14 protein-coding genes are annotated in these 20,782 nt (G+C 72.9%); 2 read left to right on the forward strand and 12 right to left on the reverse strand.

Going from position 1 to position 20,782, the window contains the following annotated elements; translation table 11 throughout:
- Positions 1 to 235: 235 nt before the first annotated feature.
- Positions 236 to 1,246: an integron integrase gene (locus B1759_RS10895; protein ID WP_095515110.1), complete on the forward strand. Its 1,011-nt coding sequence runs from the start codon at positions 236 to 238 to the stop codon at positions 1,244 to 1,246.
- 330 nt (positions 1,247 to 1,576) lie between these two features.
- On the opposite strand, the gene gyrA is transcribed toward B1759_RS10895, so the two are convergent.
- Positions 1,577 to 4,330, reverse strand: a complete 2,754-nt coding sequence (gyrA, locus tag B1759_RS10900; RefSeq protein ID WP_095515111.1) for a DNA gyrase subunit A — start codon at positions 4,328 to 4,330, stop codon at positions 1,577 to 1,579.
- A 229-nt stretch (positions 4,331 to 4,559) separates the two neighbouring features.
- Between gyrA and B1759_RS10905 the strand changes: the two genes are divergently transcribed.
- Positions 4,560 to 4,928 (forward strand): hypothetical protein, encoded by a 369-nt coding sequence (locus B1759_RS10905; protein WP_143537353.1) that lies wholly within the window; start codon positions 4,560 to 4,562, stop codon positions 4,926 to 4,928.
- 3 nt (positions 4,929 to 4,931) lie between these two features.
- Here the strand turns inward: B1759_RS10905 and B1759_RS10910 are convergent, their stop codons facing one another.
- From B1759_RS10910 to B1759_RS10960, 11 genes are all read right to left on the reverse strand, one after another.
- Positions 4,932 to 6,251, reverse strand: coding sequence for a M24 family metallopeptidase (locus tag B1759_RS10910; protein WP_095515113.1), 1,320 nt, complete (start codon positions 6,249 to 6,251; stop codon positions 4,932 to 4,934).
- A 147-nt stretch (positions 6,252 to 6,398) separates the two neighbouring features.
- Positions 6,399 to 7,265: a cyanophycinase gene (locus B1759_RS10915; protein WP_095515114.1), complete on the reverse strand. Its 867-nt coding sequence runs from the start codon at positions 7,263 to 7,265 to the stop codon at positions 6,399 to 6,401.
- Between the two features lie 14 nt (positions 7,266 to 7,279).
- Positions 7,280 to 8,467: a beta-aspartyl-peptidase gene (gene iadA, locus B1759_RS10920; protein ID WP_198948824.1), complete on the reverse strand. Its 1,188-nt coding sequence runs from the start codon at positions 8,465 to 8,467 to the stop codon at positions 7,280 to 7,282.
- A gap of 80 nt (positions 8,468 to 8,547) precedes the next feature.
- Positions 8,548 to 10,242 (reverse strand): Mur ligase family protein, encoded by a 1,695-nt coding sequence (locus B1759_RS10925; RefSeq protein ID WP_095515115.1) that lies wholly within the window; start codon positions 10,240 to 10,242, stop codon positions 8,548 to 8,550.
- 87 nt (positions 10,243 to 10,329) lie between these two features.
- On the reverse strand, positions 10,330 to 13,197 hold the full coding sequence (gene cphA, locus B1759_RS10930; protein ID WP_095515116.1) for a cyanophycin synthetase: 2,868 nt from the start codon (positions 13,195 to 13,197) through the stop codon (positions 10,330 to 10,332).
- A gap of 184 nt (positions 13,198 to 13,381) precedes the next feature.
- Complete coding sequence (locus B1759_RS10935; RefSeq protein WP_143537354.1) at positions 13,382 to 14,167, reverse strand: DUF5666 domain-containing protein; 786 nt, start codon at positions 14,165 to 14,167, stop codon at positions 13,382 to 13,384.
- Positions 14,168 to 14,311: 144 nt separating this feature from the next.
- Entirely contained in the window at positions 14,312 to 15,112 is an 801-nt protein-coding gene (locus B1759_RS10940) for a hypothetical protein (protein WP_095515118.1), read from the reverse strand.
- A complete protein-coding gene (locus tag B1759_RS10945) occupies positions 15,109 to 16,302 on the reverse strand; it encodes a kelch repeat-containing protein (RefSeq protein WP_095515119.1) in 1,194 nt (397 codons plus the stop codon). The genes B1759_RS10940 and B1759_RS10945 overlap by 4 nt, the downstream gene beginning before the upstream one ends.
- Before the next feature lie 79 nt (positions 16,303 to 16,381).
- The gene (locus B1759_RS10950; protein WP_369811373.1) at positions 16,382 to 18,049 is read right to left on the reverse strand and encodes a protein kinase; all 1,668 of its coding nucleotides are present in this window, start codon (positions 18,047 to 18,049) and stop codon (positions 16,382 to 16,384) included.
- A gap of 30 nt (positions 18,050 to 18,079) precedes the next feature.
- A complete protein-coding gene (locus B1759_RS10955; protein WP_095515121.1) occupies positions 18,080 to 19,600 on the reverse strand; it encodes a sigma-54-dependent Fis family transcriptional regulator in 1,521 nt (506 codons plus the stop codon).
- 102 nt (positions 19,601 to 19,702) lie between these two features.
- Positions 19,703 to 20,698 carry a carboxypeptidase regulatory-like domain-containing protein gene (locus B1759_RS10960; RefSeq protein WP_158225214.1) on the reverse strand — a complete coding sequence of 332 codons (996 nt, stop codon included), beginning with the start codon at positions 20,696 to 20,698 and terminating at the stop codon, positions 19,703 to 19,705.
- Between the last annotated feature and the right edge of the window lie 84 nt (positions 20,699 to 20,782).

Below are 20,782 nucleotides of genomic sequence, written 5' to 3' on the forward strand. Positions count from 1 at the left end.
GCGGGCGGGCGGGCCCGATACGCTACGATGCTGCCGGTCGGTCGGAAAGGTGTTTAGACGTGCATCACAGGGTGCGTTTCCGCGATGTACGAATAACAAGTATTGGGCGGCGCGGGGCCGGATAAAACCGGAGCGCCATGTCGCATAACGCGCACAGACTACGATGGCGGCCGTTGCGCGTCAATGACTTACGTTCCAGGCGCGTGTTTATCCGCCAGCGAGCCGCAGAATCCCTATGGCCACATCGACCCGCTCCCCCTTGCTCGACGCGGTGCGTACCGCCTGCCGCATCCGGCATTACTCCATCCGCACCGAGAGCGCCTACGTCTCCTGGGTCAAGCGCTTCTGTCTCTTCCACCGCGACGACGAGGGCAGGCCCCGCCACCCCAAGATGCTCGCCGAACCTGAGGTCGTGGCCTTCCTCGCGTATCTCGCCGAAGATCGCAACGTGGCCGCGTCGACCCAGAACCAGGCCCTCGCCGCCATCCTCTTCCTCTACGACGCGGTCCTGGAGCAGCCCCTCGGCGACGTGCGCGAGTTCCCGCGCGCCAAGCGACCCCGCCGGTTGCCCGTCGTCTTGACCCGTGCCGAGGTCGAGGCGGTCCTGGCCCGCCTCGGGGGCGTCGACCGCCTGATCGTCTCCCTGCTCTACGGGTCCGGGCTGCGGCTGCTCGAAGGGCTCCGCCTCCGGGTCAAAGATGTCGAACTCGATGCTGGACGCCTCGTCGTGCGAGAGGGGAAAGGCGACCGGGACCGAATCACCATGATCCCGTCGGCTGTCGAGGTCCCCCTCCGTGCCCAGTTGGATGTCGTCCGGGCCCGCCACGCCCGGGACCGGGCCGCCGGATTCGGATCGGTGTACCTGCCCTCGGCACTCGACCACAAGTACCCCGGCGCCGCCACCGAGGTCGGGTGGCAGTACGTCTTCCCGGCCGCGTCCCTCTCCGTCGACCCGCGCACAGGCGAGCGCCGTCGTCACCACCGGACCGAGTCCCCCGTTCAGCGGGCCGTCCGCAAGGCCTCGCGGGCAGCGGGGATCGAGAAGCCAGTCAGCCCCCACGCCTTCCGACACTCCTTCGCCACCCACATGCTCGAACGTGGCGCCGACATCCGCACCGTGCAGGAGCTGCTGGGCCATAAGGACGTGCGCACCACCGAGATCTACACGCACGTCCTGAATCGCGGGGTGCGGGGCGTCGTCAGTCCTCTCGATGGGCTGGCGGTCGGGTCCGCTGCTGTTCGCTGAGGAGTCGCTGGTATCCCTCGTTCCACCACCTTGAGCGCCGTTCTCACAGGCTAGAGCGCCGTTCTCACGGGCTAGAGCGCCGTTCTCACGGGCTAGAGCGCCGCTCCCACAGCCTGGACGGTCGATCTCACGACCCGAAGCCGCTTTCAAACCTTCAGACGCTGCGCTCTCACGGTCTGTAGGGCTGTTCTCACGAACGAGAGTCTCGGGATCACGGCGTGATGCACGGCTCCCACGACCCGTCGAGGCGGGGCCACGACCGGAAGGCGTCGCGGCGACCGCACCCGCGCCACCGCCCGCCCCGGACCTCCCGAGGCGGGCGGATCCAGGTCAGCCCGCCTCGGGCGCCGCCTCCGCCGCGTCAGGCGTCGCCGGGTCCGGAGAGGGCACCGCCTCGGCCGGCGTCTCCCCATCCGGAGCAGGGGAGAGGGGCGCCTCCTCGTCCTCGATCACCACCCGCGCCACGTCCGCGATCGCGTCGTTGTTCTTCAGGTTGATCACCCGCACGCCCTGCGTGTTGCGGCCGTACTCCGAGATCGCGTCCACCGCCATCCGGATCATGATGCCCGCCTCCGTCGCGATCATCAGCTGGTCGTCCGGCAGCACGCTCTTCAGCGCCACCAGCGCGCCCGTCTTGGACGTCGTCTGGTGCGCGATCACGCCCTGGCCGCCGCGCGACTGCAGCCGGAACGTGTAGTTCGAGATCGGCTCGCCGTCGTCGTCCAGCCGCTCGACCGGGCTCCGCTTGCCGTAGCCGTTCTCCGAGATCGTCAGCACCTGCGCGCCGTCGCGCTGCACCGCGATCATGCCCACCACCTGCTCGCCGTCCGGCAGCTTCATCCCGCGCACGCCGCGGCTCTTGCGCCCCATCGAGCGCACGTCCGACTCGTGGAACCGGATCGCCCGGCCCCCCGACGACCCCAGCAGCACCTCCGTGTCACCGTCCGTCAGCTTCGCCTCCAGCAGCTGGTCCCCGTCCACGATGTCGATCGCGATGATGCCCGTCACCAGCGGCCGCTTGAACGCCGCCAGCGCCGACTTCTTCACCAGCCCGCGCTTCGTCGCCATCAGCACGAAGTGGGTCTCCAGGAACGCGTCGTCGCGGAAGTCCTCCTTCTTGATCGCCAGCACCGCCCGGACCCGGTCCTCCGCGTCGATGCGGACGAGGTTGCGCACGGAGCGACCCTTCGCCGTCCGCGAGCCCTCCGGCACGTTGTACACCCGGAGCCAGTAGCACTGCCCGTGGTCGGTGAAGAAGAGCAGGTAGTCGTGGGCCGAGGCCGTGAAGAGGTGCTCCACGAAGTCCTCATCGCGCGTGCCCGTGCCCCGGTGGCCCGTCCCGCCCCGGTGCTGCGCGCGGTACTCGTCGATGGACGTCCGCTTCACCAGCCCCTGGTGCGTGATGGTGACCACCACGTGCTCGTCCTCGATCAGGTCCTCCAGGTCGATGTCGCCGCCGCCCATGATGTCGATCTCCGTCCGGCGCGGGTCGGCGTACTTCTCGGCCACCTCGCGCAGCTCCTCCGCGATGATCTGCATCCGCAGGTCGCGGGAGTTGAGGATCGACTGGAGCCGCTCGACCTCCTTCAGGATGTCCGCGTACTCGGCCGCGATCTTGTCGCGCTCCAGGCCCGTCAGGCGCGAGAGCCGCAGCGCCAGGATGGCCTCCGCCTGCGCCGCCGAGAGCCAGGGCTGCGGCGTGAAGTCCTCCCGCGTCATCGCGTAGCCGGTCGCCTCGCGCTCGCCCGTGATCGCCACCGGGTCCGCCTCGGGAAGCCCGAGGCGGGCCTTCTGCTCCGCCGTCAGGCGCTGCGGGTAGACGCCCCGCATCAGGTTCACCTTCGCCGCGTCCGTGTCCTCCGACTGGCGGATGATCGCGATGATGGCGTCCAGGTGGTCCAGCGCCAGCGTCAGGCCCTCCAGGATGTGCGCCCGCTCCTCCGCCTTGCGCAGCTCGAACTCCGTCCGCCGCACCACGATCTCGTGGCGGTGGTCCACGTAGTGGCGGATCATGTCCTTCAGGCCCAGGGTCTTCGGCCGGCCGCCCACCAGGGCGATCATGTTCATGCCGAAGGTCTGCTGGAGCTGGGTGTACTTGAAGAGCTGGTTCTTCGTCACCTCCACGACCGCGTCGCGGCGCAGCTCCAGCACGATCCGCATGCCGTCGCGGTCGGACTCGTCGCGCAGGTCCGCGATGCCCTCGATCTTCTTGTCGCGCACCGCATGCGCGATCTTCTCGATCAGCGTCGACTTGTTGACCTGGTACGGGATCTCGGTCACGACGAGCGCCTCGCGCCCGACGCCGTCGCCGCCGCGCCGCTTGATCTCCTCCTCGTGCATCTTCGCGCGCATCACCACGCGCCCCCGGCCCGTGCGGTACGCCTCGCGCACGCCCCCGACCCCGAAGATGACGCCGCCGGTCGGGAAGTCGGGCGCCGGGATGTGCTCCATCAGCGCGTCCAGCTCGATCTCCGGGTCCTCGATGGTCGCCACGATGCCCTCGACCAGCTCGCCGAGGTTGTGCGGCGGGATGTTGGTCGCCATGCCGACCGCGATGCCGCTCGCGCCGTTCATCAGCAGGTTCGGCAACGCCGCCGGCAGCACGCTCGGCTCGTTCAGCGACCCGTCGAAGTTGGGCGTGTAGTCGACCGTCTCCTTGTCGAGGTCGCGCAGCAGCTCCTCCGCCAGCCGCGTCAGGCGCGCCTCCGTGTACCGCATCGCCGCCGCCGAGTCGCCGTCGACCGAGCCGAAGTTGCCCTGCCCGTCCACCAGCGGCCCCCGGACGGCGAAGTCCTGCGCCATGCGCACGAGCGCGTCGTACACCGACTGGTCGCCGTGCGGGTGGTACTTGCCGAGGACCTCGCCCACGATGCGGGCGGACTTCTTGTGGGCCCGGCCCGCGGCCAGCCCCAGCTCTTGCATCCCGTAGAGCACGCGGCGCTGCACCGGCTTCAGGCCGTCGCGCACGTCGGGCAGCGCCCGGCTCACGATCACCGACATCGAGTAGTCGATGTAGGAGGACTTCATCTCCTCCTCGATGTTGATCGGGATGATCCGGGAAGCGCTGTCGGGGATCTCTGCCATGGGGGCCGGTGGGGGACGAAAAACGAGGTCGGGGGATCTCAGCGAAGATACCGCCGCCGGGCGTCGCCGACCGGCTCCAGACCCCCCTCAGACGCCTCCGTGCACCGGCTTCACCGGCTCCCCGCACTCCCGCAGCGGACATCCGGGATCGGGCACCGGCGACCGTCGATTCAGCCCCCCACGAGCCCATCTTCGCCGTATCTCCAGAGCACGCTCAGGCTTCCCGATGATGCGCCACCTGCTCTGGATCGACAGCGCCGCGGGCGCCCTCGTCGGCACCGTCGTGCTGCTGGCGAGTGAGGAGCTGAGCGGCTGGTACGGTCTGCCGCGCGGCCTCCTGCTGGTCACCGGCGCGGCGAACGTCCTCTACGCGGCATACTCGGGCTCGCTGGCCGTGCGCGCGGTGCGGCCCCGTGCCGGGATCGTGGCGCTGGTCGTCGCCAACGCCGCGTGGGCCGTCGTCTGCCTCGCCCTCGTGTGGGCGTATGCCGGGAGGGGCGGCGGGCTCGGCCTGCTCCACCTCGGTGCCGAGGCGGCCGTCGTCGGCGGGCTGGCGGCGCTGGAGTGGCGCCACCGCGACGCCCTGCGCGTGGCGTGACGGCTACGGCCGCGGGATCAGCAGCAGCGCCTCCTGGCGCGGGTCCAGGTAGCGGACCGTCTCGCCGTCGAACACCGCATCCTCCTCCAGCATGAAGCGGACCACCCGGTCGCCCCACTCGGGCACCGAGGCGGCCACGTTGAGCTCGATGGAGTGGGCCGTGTTGGGGAAGAGCGGGTAGTCGCCCCGGCCGGGGACGCCGCCCTGCTGGTCCCACAGGCCGATGGTCGGGCCCGCCCCGTGCCCGTGGAAGCCGATCGGGTGCGTGTAGATGGTCGCCGCGAGGCCTTCGGCGCGAGCCGCGTCGAGCGCTGCGGCCAGGATGGCGTTGCCCGTGCGCCCGGTCGCGAACTGATCCGTCAGCAGGTCCTGGAGCCGGTTGGCGGCGGCCAGCCCGGCGACGAGCCCGGCCGGGGCCTCGCGCTCGCCCGGGCGGAGGACGTAGGCCATCTGCTGGGTGTCGGTCTGGAGGCCGAGGTACGAGATCCCGAAGTCGACCCAGAGGAGGTCGCCCGGCAGGATGGTGCCCGCGTCGGGGCGGCCCGAGAAGTCGCCGTCGGTGCCCGGCGCGTCGGCGCGTTGGATGGAGACGCTGGGGTGGAACCACGCGGTCAGCCCGAGCGACCGGACGCGGTCCCGGTACCACCACGACAGGTCGTCGGTGGTGGTGACGCCGGGCGTGATCGCGGCCCCGGACAGCCCCTCGTGCAGGATGCCCCGCGCCAGGCGGACGATGGTGGGGTACGTCGCCAGCTCGGCCTCGGTACGGGTCTCCAGCCAGCCGACGGCGAGACGTTCGGCGGACACCAGCCGGTCGCGGTACGTCTCGGGAAGCGCGGCCCACAGTGCCTCGTACTCGGTGCTGGACAGCCCGTCGGCCGTCGCGAAGGTTTCGGACCGGTCGACGCCGATGCGCTGCGGATCGCGCTCGGCCACGATCTCGGCGACGCGCGCCCACTGGTCCGGCTGCGTCTCGGGGTCCCAGGCCCGTGGGAACGGCCCCACGTCGTAGCGGGCGACCGCCAGGCGCTCTACCGTGTCGCCATCGTCCCAGAACACGAGCGTGGTCCGGCGACGCGCGGCGAGCCAGGTCGCGGGCAGCATCGTCTCGATGACCGGGTCCTCGTCGTACTCGCGCGCCGACACGATCCACAGGTCGATGCCCTCGCGCCGCATCAGCGCCGGGACGACGGTCTCCAGGCGGTCCGCCAGCCACCGGTCCTGGACCTCCGCGCGCTCGCGCATCGGCAGCACCTCGGGCAGCGAGATCTGGGCCTGGACGGCCGAGGCGGACAGGACGAGGGCGAGGAGGACGAGGCGCATGGTCGGCGGGAAAAGCGGTGCGAGACGGTCCGGCCGTCGGCTACGGCCTCGGGCCGCCGCGAAAAACGACCCAGCCGAGGAGGAGGGCGAGGACCACCATCACGCCTCCGAGGATCGAGGCGACGAGAACGCTGGGCGACATGGCGGTCAGCTCTCGTCGGGGACCGGGTCCTCGTCTTCGTCGAGGTACGGCACGCGGGGCGGGGCAGAGGCCATCCTCGACTCTGTGTCGTAGGTGCAGCCTGCCGCCAGCACGTGGACGCTCAGGCCGATCAGCGAGACCGGCTCGCCGCGCCGCGCCGAGTCCATCGACGAGTAGATCAGGTCCGACGGGTCCACGACGGTCACCGTGCCGCTCCCGATGACCTCGAACACGTTGTCCGGATGGAGCACGAGCGCGGTGTCCTCGTCGATGCCGACGCCGGTCGCGAACGGGTTGAACGAGACGGCCGTCAGCAGGCGCCCGAGGCGGTCGCGCTGGCGGAAGTGCTGGTCAATGATCAGGCGGTTTGTCAGCCCCATGCCTGGTGCCAGCGTGACGCTCTCGGTGGTGGGCGTGGGGCCGGTGCTGCCGGACGCGATCATGTGCTCCGGGATGACGGCCGCCCCCGCCGACGTGCCCGCGACGACGGCGCCGGAGGCGTTGCGGCGCCGGATCGCCCGCGCCAGCTCGGTCCCGCCCAGGATGGTCGAGAGCCGGAGCTGGTTGCCGCCTGTCATGAAGATGCCCGTGGACCGCTCGACGGCATCGACGGCGCCGGGCACCCGGGCATGGGCTCGCTCGGCGATCTCCAGCACGCGCACCTCGGCCGCGCCGAGGTCCTTGAAGAGCGTCGCGTAGCGGTCGCCCGTGTCGGGCAGCTCCGAGGCGGTCGGGATGACGACGATCCGGGCGTCCGGGCCGCCGGCCAGCGCGAGCACGCGGCGCAGCACGTCGCGCGTGCCGGTCTTCGCCTCAGCCCCGCCGATGGGGACGATGGCGCCGCGCGGAGTGTCGGTCGTGGGGGAAGGCATACGGAAAGAGAAGGTCAGGCGGGAGATTCGAACGTGCCCCAGGCGACCGGCTGGCCGTCGCGGACGTGCCAGCGCCCCCGCGCCATCACGTCGGACGGACGGCCGTCGTCGCCGAGGACGACGAGGTCGGCCTGGAAGCCCTCGGCGAGGTGGCCGACGCCGGGCAGGCGGAGGTGCGCCGCCGGGGTGGCGGTGAAGGGAGGGAGGGCGTTCTCCAGCGGGACCTCGCGGGCGAGGAGGTCCGCCAGCAGGTCGGCCAGGGCGCCCGAGGTGGCGAAGTCCATCCGGACCAGCTCGCCGTCGCGGAAGTGCGGCAGGCACCCACCGCCGTCGGACGAGACGGTCAGCCGCGCCGGGTCGAGGCCGCTGTAGAGGAAGCGGACGATGGCGTCGGCCGCGGTCACCTCGTCCGACTCGGCGAAGTCGGGCGGGAACGCGGTCACGTCGATGGTGACGCCCGCGGCGGCCAGGTCGAAGGCCTCGTCCAGCAGACCGGTGCGGCGGTTGACGTGGGTCGGGTGGAGGGTCCGCGCCGGGATCTCGGTCTCGGCCAGGATCCGGCGCAGCAGATCGAGGCCGCGCGCGCCGTCGCCGAGGTGGCAGTGGAGGACGCCCGCCTTGCCCGTCATCAGCCCCGCGACGTGGCAGTCGGCCGCGACGCGAGCAACCTCCTCGAACGTGGGCTGGGACGAGCGGTGGTCGGAGAGCGCCAGCTCGCCGAACCCAATCAGGGGCTCGACGGTGGCGAGGTCGGTGCGGACCGACCCCGTAAGGGTAGTGGGGGGGAGGTGGTAGCCGCCCGTCCACGCCCAGGCGCTCAGGCCCTCGCGGCGAAGGCCGTAGACCTGCCGGAGGAGGCCTGCCGTGGTCCGGGTCGTGTCGTCGGTGCCGAGGAGGCCCACCACCGACGTGACGCCCGCCCGCGTGTAGGCTGTCAGCGCGGGCGCCGGGGCGGCCGTCTCGGGCCCCGCCTCGCCGCCGCCGCCGGTGACGTGGACGTGTGCGTCCACCAGACCGGGGATCAGGCGCCGGCCCTCCAGGTCGATCACGTCGAGGGGGACCCCCGCGATTTCGGGCCTGGCTTCCAGCAGTGCAGCGACGCGGTCTCCCGCGACGAGCACGTGGCGCCGCCCGAGGGCCGCGGGCGCGTACACGTCGGCGTTCAGGAGCAGGGTCAGCCGAGGGGGCAGCGAGGCCAGCACGGAGGGTCCGGGAGGGTGGCGCAAGCTACCGAGCGCACACCGTCGTGCGTCCGAAGGCCCGGTGAGGTCGGACCGGTGGCTCAGCCGCCTGCGTCCTTCACCAGCTGCAGCACCTCGTCACGCTGGGTGAGCGCGAGCAGGATCACGAGGTCGCCCGCCTCGGCCCAATCGAGGGCGAACGCGGTGCCGGAGGCGGGGTCGGCGCGCTGGACGAAGGCGTCCGAGGGGACGCCGCGCTCACGCAGGAGGCGTTCGAGCAGGGCCGGCACGGCGCCTGCCTCGCGGCCCCGGAGGTAGCCCGGGATCTCGACCAGCACGTAGCGGTCAGCTTGGAGGCGGGCCAGCACGTCGCACATGGCCGCGAGGTCGGCATCCGACCGATCGCCCGCGCTGCCGAACAGCACCAAGCGGCGGCGCGCGTCCCAGGTGGTCGCGAGGTCGGCGAGGGCGCTCAGCCCGTGCGCGTTGTGGGCGTAGTCGATCACCACGCGCGCTCCGTCCACGTCGAACTGGTTGGCGCGGCCGGGGTTGTCGGTCTCGTCGCTGCGGAAGGCGCGGAGCCCGGCCGCGATGGCGTCGTCGCGGAGTCCCAGCGCCTCGCCGAGCGCGGACGCCGTGAGGGCGTTGCGGACGACGTGGCGCGCGGCCCCGCCCAGCGCGGCGGGGATCTCCTCGACGCGGCAGAGAGGGCGCCAGCCGCCGTCGGTCTGCAACGAGATCGCGCCGTCCACGACCGAGGCGGCGAGGGGACCGGCGACGGCGTCCGTGGGGTCGAGGGCGGTCCAGCGGATGGCGACACCGCGGGCGGCCAGCGCGTCGGCCTGGCGCCGGACGGCGGCGGTGGCCTCTGGCTCGTCGGTCGGGGCGACCAGCACGCCGCCCGGCCCGAGCGCCTTGGCGACGACCAGCTTGGCGTCGGCGAGGGCCGGCACGGTCTCGACGCCGTAGTCGCCCAGGTGGTCGGCGGCGACGTTGGTGAGCGCGGCGGCGGTCACGAGCGGGACCGGCACGCCGCGCCGGAGCAGCCCGCCGCGGGCGCTTTCGCAGACGGCCAGCGTCACGCGCTCGTCGCGCATCACGGCGCGGGCGCCGAGGGGACCCGAGAAGTCACCCCGGTCGACCACCTCGTCGCCTACGGTGACGGCGTCGGTGGTCGAGAAGCCGACCGTGTGGCCGGCCGCCCGCGCCATCCCGGCCAGCATCCGCACCGTGGTCGACTTGCCGTTGGTGCCGGTCACCAGCGCCGTCGGAATCGGGCCGACGGCGTCCCAGTCGAAGGCGTCCGGGTCGGGGAGGGCATCGGGCGCGAATGTCTTCCCACGGCTCCCGAGGCCTACCGTGACGGCGTCGTCGTCCCAGACGACGGGCATCCCGCGCGCCTCGGCGGCGGCGAGCAGCGCCTTCAACGGCGGGTCGGCCTCCTCTGCGGCCTCACGCGTCAGCCGCTCGACGGTCTCCCCGAGGTCGGGCAGGTCGTTCCCCTCCACCTCGGCGCGCGCGCGGGCCCACGCGGCCTCGTTGACCTCGGTGGCCGTGTAGAGCAGATCGACTGGCGAGCCGAGCGCGAGCGACAGCCCGCGTGGGAACGGGCGGACCGTGAGCGGGGCGTCGGTCCAGCCGAGCGCGTCGCAGAGCGTCCGCGCGTGGCGGCGCCAGGCGTCGGCCGCGGCCTCGCGGAGAGGCTCGGGGACGTGCACCTCCAGCGCCGCGCCGGGGCCGTCGAGGAGGGACCCGGCGCCGGTCTGGCGGCGGCTGTCGTGGGGAGAGGAGAGCAAGAGCGTAGGGCGTGGTCCGTGAAACGTGGGATCGGCCGGGGCAGGGAGGTGGGGCCGAGCCCACGGTCCGCGCCCCGCCGTCCGACGCTAATCCGCCTCCTCGTCCGAGGCCAGGTGGACGCCGCGGCTGTCGCGCACGAGACGCTGGCCGTCCGGGAGCTCGACCACGCGCGGCGCGTCGTCCTCGTCGTCGTCGATAGGGGAGACGACCGGGGTCGCGGGAGTGGACGGCGCCATCGCGGTCGGGTGGTGCGGGGTCAGCATCGCCTGCCCGTCGCCCCCGGCCTCGCCGTGGTGGATGATCTGCTCCCAGCACCGCGAGATCTGGTCGCCAAAGACGACCACGAGGTCGCCGGGCTCGGCCAGCGACAGCGCGTGGGCGACCGCCTCGGTCTCGTCCGGGACCAGCTCGATGGCCCCGTCGGCGACGCCCGCCGCGAGGAGCGTGGCCCGCAGCATCTCCGGGACCTCCGTCTCGCCGCGCCCGCGGAGTCGGTCGTCGCGCTTGCAGACGAAGTGGTCGAAGTGGCCCGCGGCGGCGCGCGCGATGGCGTCGATGTCCTCGTCGCGGCGGTCGCCGGGGGCGGCCAGTGCCAGGATGCGGCGCCCCTGCACCTCCAGCCGGTCCACGAGGTCGGCCATGGCCTCGACGGCGGCCGGGTTGTGGGCGTAGTCGAGGATGACGCGGAAGGGGTGCCCGTCGAACACGTTGAGGCGGCCGGGGGCCTCGTAGAAGCTCGTCGAGAAGGTCTGCAGGCCGTGGCGGATCTGGTCGAGCGTCAGCTCGACGGGCCCGTTGCCGAGCGCGTAGGCGATGCCCGCCGCGAACATCGCGTTCTGGACGTTGTGGCGCGCCTTGCCGTCGATGGTGGCCGGGATCAGGTGGGTCCAGATGAGCGGCAGGTGGCGCCCGCCGTCGTGGATCGTGATCATCTCGCCCGCGACGCCGCGCTCCAGCACGACCGCCCGCCCGCCCTCGCGGACGTGCTCGCGGACGAGCGCGTGCTCGCCGTCCATCGTCACGTAGCAGATGTGCTTGGCCTTGGCGTGCTCGGCCATCGCCAGCACCAGCGGGTCGTCGGCGTTGAGCACGACGGTGTCCTCGGCGACCTCGATCGGGATGCGCTTGATCTCGGCGAGCTGCTCCAGCGTGTCGATGCGGCCCAGGCCGAGGTGGTCGGCGGAGACGTTGAGGCACGCGGCCACGTCGCAGCGGTTGACGCCGAGCCCGGCGCGGACGAGCCCGCCGCGGGCGACCTCCAGCACGGCGGCGTCCACCATCGGGTCGCGGAGGACGGTGCGTGCGCCCATCGGGCCGGTCATGTCGCCCTTGACGGTCAGCCGCCCGTCCACGAACACGCCGTCGGTGGACGTCATGCCGGGCACGAAGGCCGCCATCTGGAGGATGTGGGACACCATCCGCGTGGTCGTCGTCTTGCCGTTGGTGCCGGTCACGATGGCGACCGGGATCCGGCCGGGCGAGCCGGGCGGGAACAGCATGTCGATCACGGGCCGGGCCACGTCGCGCGGCGTACCCTCCGACGGCGCCACGTGCATGCGGAAGCCCGGCGCGGCGTTGACCTCCACGATGGCCCCGCCCACGTCGCGCCACGACTGCGTCACGTCGTCCGACAGGAAGTCGACCCCGCCCACGTCGAGGCCGACCGCGCGCACGGCGCGGACCGCCATGTCGCGGTTGTCCGGGTGGACCACGTCGGTCAGGTCGATGGCCGTGCCGCCGGTCGACAGGTTGGCGGTCGAGCGGAGGTAGAAGACTTCGCCCTCGGGCAGGACCGTCTCGGCGGAGTGGCCTGCCTCGGCGAGGAGGCGCTCGGCCTGGGCGTCGAACTGGAGCCGCGTGAGCACCTTCTCGTGGCCGACGCCGCGCCGAGGGTCCTCGTTGACGATCTCGACCAGCTCCTCGATCGTGTGCTCGCCGTCGCCCACGACGTGGCCGGGCACGCGCTTGGCGACCGCCACGAGGTGCCCGTCGACGACCAGCATCCGGTGGTCGAACCCGGTCACGAAGCTCTCCACGAGGACGCTCTTGCCGGAGCCGTGCGCCTGGGCGTGCTCGAAGCCGGTCACCACCTGCTCGTCGGACGTCAGGCGGATCGAGACCCCGCGGCCGTGGTTGGCGTTGAGCGGCTTCGTCACTACCGGGTAGCCGATGCTGCGCGCGGCGCGGACGGCGCTCTGGGGGCCGTACACCAGCCGCTGCTGCGGGACCGGCAGGCCGAGCGACTCCAGCAGCGTCCGCGTGTCCTCCTTGTCGCTCGCGATCTCGACCGCGATGTGCTTCGTCTGGCCCGTGACGGTCGCCTGGATGCGCTGCTGGTACTTGCCGTGGCCGAGCTGGACGAGCGAGTACTGGTTCAGGCGGATCCAGGGGATGTCGCGCTCGACGGCCGCGTCGATGATCGACTGCGTGCTCGGTCCGAAGGCGATGCGCTGGGCGCGCTTGATGAACGCGTCGCGCTCCTCCTCCCAGTCGTAGTCGGCCTCCTTCTCCTCGTCGATGCGGGCCTGTACGTCGTCCGGCAGCAGGCGCAGGATGAGGCGGCGGGCCAGCTCGGAGGCCTCCAGCCCCACGTCCTTCTGCTGGTACTGGAACACCATGTCGTACTCGCCGACGGCGCGGCCGGTCGAGCGCGTCTTGCCGAACGTGACCTCGTGGCCCGCGATGCTCTGCAACTCCAGGGCGACGTGCTCCCAGACGTGGCCGAGCCACGTCCCCTCGTCCTCGACCATCCGCCGGATGAAGCCGCCGGGCGTGCGGTACGAGCAGCCGTGCTCCTGGAGCCCCGGCAGCGCCTCCACGAGTCGCTCGGCGAACCCGTCCAGCTTCGCCGTCGGGTAGTCCTCCAGCGGGCCGAGGTCGATGGTGTGCCGGATGACCGGGAAGTGGGCGTACGGGTTGGGACCGACGTAGACGTTGGTCGAGACGACGCGCATGGGAGAGCGGGGAGGGGAGGAGCGTCCAGAAGTGAACGGGCCGTTAAGGTCCGCACCGCCGGACCGATGGCGCAAGCGCCTCCCGCGGTAGACCGACGTGGCTCCGAAAAAACCCCGCCCGGCGGAAGCCGGGCGGGGCAGTCGCGGACGCGGAGCGGTGGTGGACGCCTCGGGTCTCGGCGTCTCAGTCCTCGTCGAGCTTCACCTTCTCGGCGGTAAGGACGCCGTCCCGGACCCAGCCCTCGGCCTCGGCGCGCAGGCCGGGGGCGAACGCGTCGCGCGAGATCGGGAGGTTGTCGTCGTCCAGCCAGCGGGTCGCGGCGGTCGTGGCGAACACGGTTCCGGAGACGGTGATCGAGGTGGGCGAGACCGCGTCGATGGTGCCCTCGACCTCGACCTCGTGCTCGTCGCCGGCGTCGTCGTCCAGGTCTTCGAGCTTGAGCTTCTTGGCGCGTACCGTGCCGTCGGACTGGAGGTGGCCCTCGGCCTCGACGACGGTGCCGACGGCGAACGTCTCGAAGGAGATCGGTTCGTTGTCGCGGCCGAGGAAGCGTGTCGACGCGTCGATCCGGAACACGCGTCCCTGGACGCGCACGCGGTCGGCGCTCAGGGCCTCAATGGCGCCCTTGACTTCGACTTCGTTCTGGCTCCGCTCACTCGGTCGCGAGTCGCTTCGCGCGCGGAGCCCCTGGTGCGTCGCCACCACCCTGCCGTCGATCTCGATGGTGGTGGTCACGGGCTGCCCGTCGGTCGAGACGGCGTCGAGCGACAGCACGTCGTCGGGCCCCGCCGTCAGCCGGGTCTCCCAGCGCCCGTCCGCGCGGGCGGTCGAGACGTCGTCCGCAGCCTGATAGGTGACGTTCGCCTGACCGTCGACGAGGAAGCGGACCGCGAGGGCATTCGAGGCGGGTGCCGAGGCGTCGCAGCCTGCCAGGAGGGCGACGAGGAACAGGGAGAGGAGGAGGCGCATGGCGGAGAGAGGAACGTGGAAGGTGTTCATCCCTTTCCAATCCGCGTGCCACCCTCCAGAACGACCTCTCTAGCTCGGGAATGGACCGTGGGCGTCGAGGAGAGCGGCACAGCGTGCGCGGGTGCGCAGCCCGTGCGCAGGGGGCTACCAGCGCGCTCGAACGCGGACGCCCGTCGGGGTGAGCCCGAGCGAGACACCCCCGCTCGGCCGCGTCCGCAGACGCGTTTCGGGCACCGTCGGCCCCCCCGACACGAGGGCATCCAGCGTCGCCGCGGTCCACACGGCGGCCGCTCCGATGCGGAACGCCGCCTGGGCCCGCTGCCACCGATTGTAGGCCGGGTAGCGGGCCACGGCCTCGTCGGGAGTCGTCGCGGCGAGGTAGTCCTCCCGGGCCGCGTCCCGGGCGAGCGTCGCCGACGCCGTGCCGAGGACGGCCGTCCCGGCGGCGAGCGCGAACACCCATCCTTTGGCCCGATCGCCCTTGTAGAACTGGCCCCAGCCAGGCATGGCCAGCGATCGCAGCGCCGCCGCCGGGCGCGGATCGTCGAGCACCACGTAGCGGATTTCTGACGGCGTCGCGGGCCGCTCGGTGGGTCCCGCCTCGGCGCGGAGGGTGTCGAAGAACTCGACCGTCTTGGGCGACACGAGCACCGAGTCGAGGCGGAGGCCGCGGTCGATGGACAACGCAGCCTCGAACTGCCGCCGCGCCTCCACGGGTTGGTTCTGGGTGTGGAGCAGGATGCCGAGCGTCGAGTGGACCGTGACGAGTTGGTCCGGCGTGAGCGTTTCGAAGCGGCCCAGCGCCTCGCGCGCCCGGGCCTCCGCGGCCTCGTAGTCGAGGCGGGCCACGGCGTCTGTCATGGCGCGCAGCAGGTCCGCGGCCTCGGTCGTCGGCTGGGCGACCGCGCCGACGGCGAGAAGGGCGCTGAGCCAGACCGCTCTCATCGGGCCACCGTGACCAGGAGCGTCTCGGAGACGCCGGGAGCCTCCAGCCAGACCCCGTACACGCCGGCGGGAACGTCGGCACGCCACCCGAGGCGGAGGGGGGCGGGGCTGGCGATGCCGTCCCACAGCACCGCGACCTCTCGGCCGAGGGCATCCAGCACGCGCACGCGGGCGGGGCCTGGAGCGGTCAGCCGTAGCATCACCGTCGTCGGGCCGGACGTGGGATTGGGGCCTGCGAGCGTCAGCGCCCCGCTCGTGGCGTGCGGGGGCAGGCCGATGGCGACGCCGTCGATCGGGAGGCGTACCACCGACGCGAGGACACCGCCGAACGCGTCCGAGCCGCCCGCCACGATCAACTCGGTTCCGATGACGGCGGCCACGGCCCCCTCGCGCGCCACGGGGAGCGAGGGGAGCGTCGTCCATCCACCGCCGACCTGGCCGAGGCGGTCGACCGTCGTCACGACGCCGTCGCTGGCGTCGCGGCCGCCGACGGCGAAGAGCGCAGCTCCGTCGGTGGCAACCGCGAGGCCCCCCCGAGCGGTCGGCAGTGGGGACAGCGCGGAGGAGGAGGCGCCGTCCGTGGTGAAGCGGTCGACCCGCTGAAGGGGCCCGAACGCGCTGAAGCCGCCGACGACGACCACGTCGTCACCGACGGTCACCATCCCGAAGCGCGCCCTCGCCGGGTCGAGGGTCCAGCTGTAGGGCCCCCAGTCGCCGGTGTAGCTCTCCGAGGTCGCGAGCAGCGACCCCTCCTCGTCGGCCCCGCCGAGAGCGATCAGGGTTCCGCCCAGCGTCGCGAGCCCGTGGCCCTCCCGCTCGGTCTCCAGTCCGTCGAAGGACTCCCAGCGGTCGGCCTCGGGGTCGTAGACCTCGATGTCGTCGGTGGGCTCGCCGTCGTCGTCGCGGCCGCCGGAGAGCACGATCCGGCCGTCGAGCACGGCCGCGGCGGCGTCGGTGCGGGCGCGGCGCAGGGCAGGCATCGGCGTCCAGCCCGAGGCGGGGTCGAACGCCTCGGCGGTGGCGAGGGGCGTTCCGGCGGCGTCGCGGCCACCCATCACCACGAGGCGGCCGTCGAGGACGACCGCGGCGGCGCCCGTCCGGGCCGTCCCCATGGACGGGGCGGCCATCCACGTCTGGGCGTGGACGCCGGCCGTGAGGGCGAGGAAGAGGACTGTGCAGACGGTGCGCATCGGAGACAGGATACTGGCGGGTATCGACCCGATAGACAAGAGCCGTGCCGTGGCGACCCTGCGTCGGACATCCACGCGGCTACTCCGGCCCGTCCATCCGCACGCGGACGGTCCGCTGCTCGCCCGCGGCGACGCGGAGGCGAACCTCTCGGGCCCCGAACGTGGGGTGCTCGAAGCCGAGCCGGTGGTCGCCGGGGATCAGGATCAGCGGTCGGGCCTGCGGCGGGATCGTGTCCCACAGCTCGCCGTCCACCGACACGCGGGCCCACGGGCTGACCTCGATCTGGATGCGCCCGACGGTGTCCCACAGCGAGATCACCTGCCTCGCCTCACGGCCGGGCTCGACCTGGACGCGGACCGTGTGCGGCGGGAAGTCGGGGTTGGTGAGGGTGAGGACGTGCTCGCCTGCCGGGAGCGCGACGCTCTGGAGGGGGGTCGTGCCCACGTCGCGGCCGTCGATCTGGACGCGCGCCCAGGGCTCTACGGCGAGGGCCAGCCGCCCCGGAGCCGGGGCCGACGGCGGGGGGACCGGCGCGGGCGTCGGTCCGGGAGACGACACGGCCGGTGACTCGGGCGGCGACGCAGAGGGCTCGCGGAGAAGAGGCGGACGCGCCTCGAAGGCTGGGTCGAGGCGCTGCGGCGGGGCTAGGAAAATGTCGGGAGTGGCCGCCTCGGGAGGTGCCTCGACCGAGGCGGTCGGCGCGCGGCGGTCGGCGATGGCCACGGCGGGAGCCGACCGGGGCTCGTCGGCGGGCTGGGCCGGGGCGGGATCGGAGGTGGGGCCGCGGAGCGCGACGATGGCGGTGACCACGACCAGGGCCAGACCCAGCGCCAGACCCGCCGCGCGCCACCGGACGCGTCGTTGTGGCGTGGTGGGCGCGGAGGGGGGGACAGCCGTCGGCTCCGGGGGGCGGTACGCCGCCGGGTCGTCGAGGAAGGCGGCGAGGTCATCAGCGTCGATGGGTCCGTACGGACCGAGGACCGCCGTGAACCGCCGGGCGACGGCCTCAGCGTCCTCGGGGCGGTCGGCGGGGTCTTTGGCGAGCAGCGTGGCGACCACCTCGACCAGCGCGGGCGGAATCCGGGGGTCAGCGGCGAGCGCGGCGGCGGGGTCGTCGTGGAGGACGGCGTCGAGGGTCGCCGACGGCGCGCCGCCGCCGAAGGCCGGGCGCCCGCTCAGGGCGTGGGCGAGGACGGCACCCAGCGAGAACAGGTCGGACCGGGCCGTCGCGGCCTCCCCGCGGACGACCTCGGGGGCCAGCGTGCCGAGCGTGCCCCGGACCTCGGCGTCGGTGGCGTCGGAGAGGGATGCCAGTCCGAAATCGGCCAGCTTGACGACGCCGTCGGCGCCGAGGAGGAGGTTGGCCGCCGAGACGTCGCGGTGCAGGATGCCCGCGGCGTGGACGGCGGCGAGGCCCCGCGCGGCCTCACGGGCGACGAAGGCCGCCAGTACGGGGGGCAGCGCGCCCGCCTCGGCGAGGATGCTCGCCAGGTCGGAGCCCTCGACCCACTCGGCGACCATCGACCCCTCCCAGGCATCCAGCACGCGGACCACGTTGGGGTGGTCCACCTGGGCCGCGAGGCGGGCCTCGTCGGCGAACCGGCGGCTCCGCTCCGGGTCGTGGCCGCTCAGCGTCTTCAGCAGGACGACCTCGCCGGTGCGCCCGTCCACGGCCTTGAAGACGGTGGCGACGGGGCCGCGCGCGATCTCGGCGAACGGCCGGATGTCGGAGGACGAGGGGACGATGACGACGTCGGGGGAGCGGGCGAGGGCAACCTACGCGGTCTCCGGGGCGCGCTCCCCGCCGTCCCATTCCTTGAGCCGGTACTGGATCCAGCGGCGCGAGACGCCGAGCGTCCGCGCGGTCGCGGAGATGTTGCCGTCGCAGGCGGCCAGCGTCCGCTCCACCGCAAGTCGCTCGACCTCCTTCATCGTCATGCCCGGCGTCAGGTCGAGCGCGTCGTCGGCGGGGAGGTCGGGCAGGCGGAGGTCCTCGGCCTGCACTGTGGAGCCGCGCGTGAGCACGACGGCGCGCTCGACGGCGCCCTCCAGCTCACGCACGTTGCCGGGCCAGCGGTACCGGCGGATGGCGTCCAGGGCCGCCGCCGAGAACCCGTCCACGTGGGCCCGCGAGCCCGTCGCGAAGCGGTCCAGGAAGTGCGTCGCGAGCAGCATCGCATCGGTGCCACGGTGCCGCAGGGGCGGCATCTCGACTCGGATCGTGTTGAGACGGTAGAGCAGGTCCTCCCGGAACGTGCCGTCCTCGACGAGGTCCGCCAGGGGTCGGTTGGTGGCCGAGACCACGCGCACGTTGACGCGGCGCGAGACGGTGTCCCCCACGCGCCGCACCTCGCCCGTCTGGAGGACGCGCAGGAGCGCCGTCTGCAGCTTCGGGCTCAGGTCGCCGACCTCGTCGAGGAAGACGGTCCCGCCGTCGGCGGCCTCGAACAGACCTTTCTTGTCGGTCGCCGCGCCAGTGAAGGCCCCTTTGCGGTGGCCGAACAGCTCGCTCTCCAGCAGCTCGTCGGGGAGGGAGCCGCAGAACAGCGCGACGAACGGCTGGGCGGCGCGCGGCCCCTCGTAGTGGAGCGCGCGGGCGACGAGTTCCTTGCCGGTCCCCGTCTCGCCCTCGACCAGGATGGTCGCGTCCGTGTCGAGCACGCGGCGCAGGGTCTCGAACAGGCCTTCCATGGCCGGGCTGGTGCCCAGGATCTCGGCGAACCCGTGGCGGTCGCGCGCCTCGGCGAGCAGGCGGCGGTTCTCGTCGCGGAGCGCGGTCTCGCGGCGGGCGGCGTCGAGTGCGATGGCGGCCTGGTCGGCCACGGCGCGCAGGAACGGCAGGTGGTCCCGCGTGAATCGCCCCCGCGTGCGGACCGCGTCCAGGTACACCGCGCCGACCTGCCGAGCGCGCAGCCGCAGCGGCACGCACGCGATGGACTGGATGTGCTGCAGCACGACGCTCTCGACGCCGCCGTAGCGCTCGTCGGCCTCGGCCTCGTAGACCAGCACCGGCTCGCCCGTCCGCAGGACCTCCTGGACGACGCTCGTGGACAGGGGGCGGACGCCCGCGAGGTCGTCGCCCGAGAAGTTGCGGCTGGCGCGGACCTCGAACGGGGCGTCGCGGCCTCCGTCGCCTTCCAGCAGGACGAAGCCGCGCTCGGCCCCGAGCGCGTCGAGCGTGGCGTCGAGGACGGCGTCGAGGACGGCCTCGGGCTCGCGCGCCGAGTTGAGGGCGGCCGCGATCTCGGAGAGGGCCGCGAGGGCGGCGGAGGCGTCGTGGGGAGGAGGGGCGGGCATCAGGAGGGGACGGTGGGCGTCTCGTGGGGACGAGGAGATCAGTGAGAGACCGCACGCCGGTCAGGGGGCGTCCGCCTCGGGCGGTCACGCCAGCGGCCTTCGTCAGGGCACGCGGAACCCGGCCTCCTTCGAACGGCTCCGGTTTCCCGCTGCATCGGTCACCCAGATCGTCCAGTAGTAGTCGCCAGGCGCGAGCGCGGAGGCCAGCGGCAGGGCCGTCGTGGCAGGGGAGAGGCCGTCCGCGGACTGGATCAGGTTGGGAATACCGGCGCCGTCGATCAGGAACACGTCGGCGCGGTAGGTGAACGCGAACGGGAGCGCGGCCGGACGCCACTCCAGCACGGGCGGGTTGGCGGCGAGCGTCACCAGGCCCTGCGGACTGGCCGTGAGCGGCGTCTGCTCGATCACGCGGACGAGCGCGAGCGGCGGGCCGAGGGCGACGGCACCCGCGACGTCGGTGACCTCGATGCGGAGCGCCTGGCCCAGCAGCGACTGGACCTGCCCGCCAGGCAACGCAGCCGCGTCGAGCGCGGCCTCGTAGCGCCCGGGACCGACCTCCGTGAGGGGGGCTCGGAAGCCGAGCGACTCGACGACGAGCGCGACCGCGTCCACGTCCGACGGCCGGTCGGGGTCGGTCACGTCCGCCTCCACTTCGAGGCGGAACACGGGCGCGTCGGGAAACCAACGTTCGATGTGGACCGTCCGCGCGGCCTGCGCCGTCACGACCGGCAGCGCGTTCAGCTGGAGGAGCACCTCGGACGTGGACCCCGCCACCACGTCGGTCTCGACGGACGCCTCGGCCAGCCCGTCCGCCTCGGCGACGACCAGAATCCGCCCGCCCGGGATGCCGTCGAGCGTGAACGTGCCATCCGTCGCCGTCGTCGTGACCCGCTCGGTCCCGCCCCCCTGCGGCATCACGCGCACGCGGACGCCTCCCCGGCCGTCGAACGGTGGGTAGATGCCCGTCACCCGCCCCGACACCTCGCCCGCCGTCACGGGCGCGTCCGACAGGGGGTCGAGCGGGTTGCTGTGCGGGGCGTCGCCCAGGCACCCGGCGAGCCCGACCGCGACGACGACGCAGATGGCGAGACGAGTCACAAAGGGCACGGCGTGGGGGAGAGAAAGGTAGAGCCGATGCAGCGGGGGTCGGGCCAACGGCCAACGGCGGGAACTCCCCGGAGG

This window comes from Rubrivirga sp. SAORIC476 (genome assembly GCF_002283555.1).
Taxonomy (GTDB): domain Bacteria; phylum Bacteroidota; class Rhodothermia; order Rhodothermales; family Rubricoccaceae; genus Rubrivirga.

What these genes read in the sequence shown, in the direction of transcription:
- B1759_RS10895 (WP_095515110.1), top strand. Translation starts at nt 236, where the DNA reads ATGGCCACATCGACCCGCTCCCCCTTGCTCGACGCGGTGCGTACCGCC.
- B1759_RS10935 (WP_143537354.1), bottom strand. Translation starts at nt 14,167, where the DNA reads ATGCGCCTCCTCCTCTCCCTGTTCCTCGTCGCCCTCCTGGCAGGCTGC.
- B1759_RS10915 (WP_095515114.1), bottom strand. Translation starts at nt 7,265, where the DNA reads ATGCCTTCCCCCACGACCGACACTCCGCGCGGCGCCATCGTCCCCATC.
- gyrA (WP_095515111.1), bottom strand. Translation starts at nt 4,330, where the DNA reads ATGGCAGAGATCCCCGACAGCGCTTCCCGGATCATCCCGATCAACATC.
- B1759_RS10905 (WP_143537353.1), top strand. Translation starts at nt 4,560, where the DNA reads ATGCGCCACCTGCTCTGGATCGACAGCGCCGCGGGCGCCCTCGTCGGC.
- cphA (WP_095515116.1), bottom strand. Translation starts at nt 13,197, where the DNA reads ATGCGCGTCGTCTCGACCAACGTCTACGTCGGTCCCAACCCGTACGCC.
- B1759_RS10955 (WP_095515121.1), bottom strand. Translation starts at nt 19,600, where the DNA reads ATGCCCGCCCCTCCTCCCCACGACGCCTCCGCCGCCCTCGCGGCCCTC.
- B1759_RS10910 (WP_095515113.1), bottom strand. Translation starts at nt 6,251, where the DNA reads ATGCGCCTCGTCCTCCTCGCCCTCGTCCTGTCCGCCTCGGCCGTCCAG.
- B1759_RS10945 (WP_095515119.1), bottom strand. Translation starts at nt 16,302, where the DNA reads ATGCGCACCGTCTGCACAGTCCTCTTCCTCGCCCTCACGGCCGGCGTC.
- B1759_RS10940 (WP_095515118.1), bottom strand. Translation starts at nt 15,112, where the DNA reads ATGAGAGCGGTCTGGCTCAGCGCCCTTCTCGCCGTCGGCGCGGTCGCC.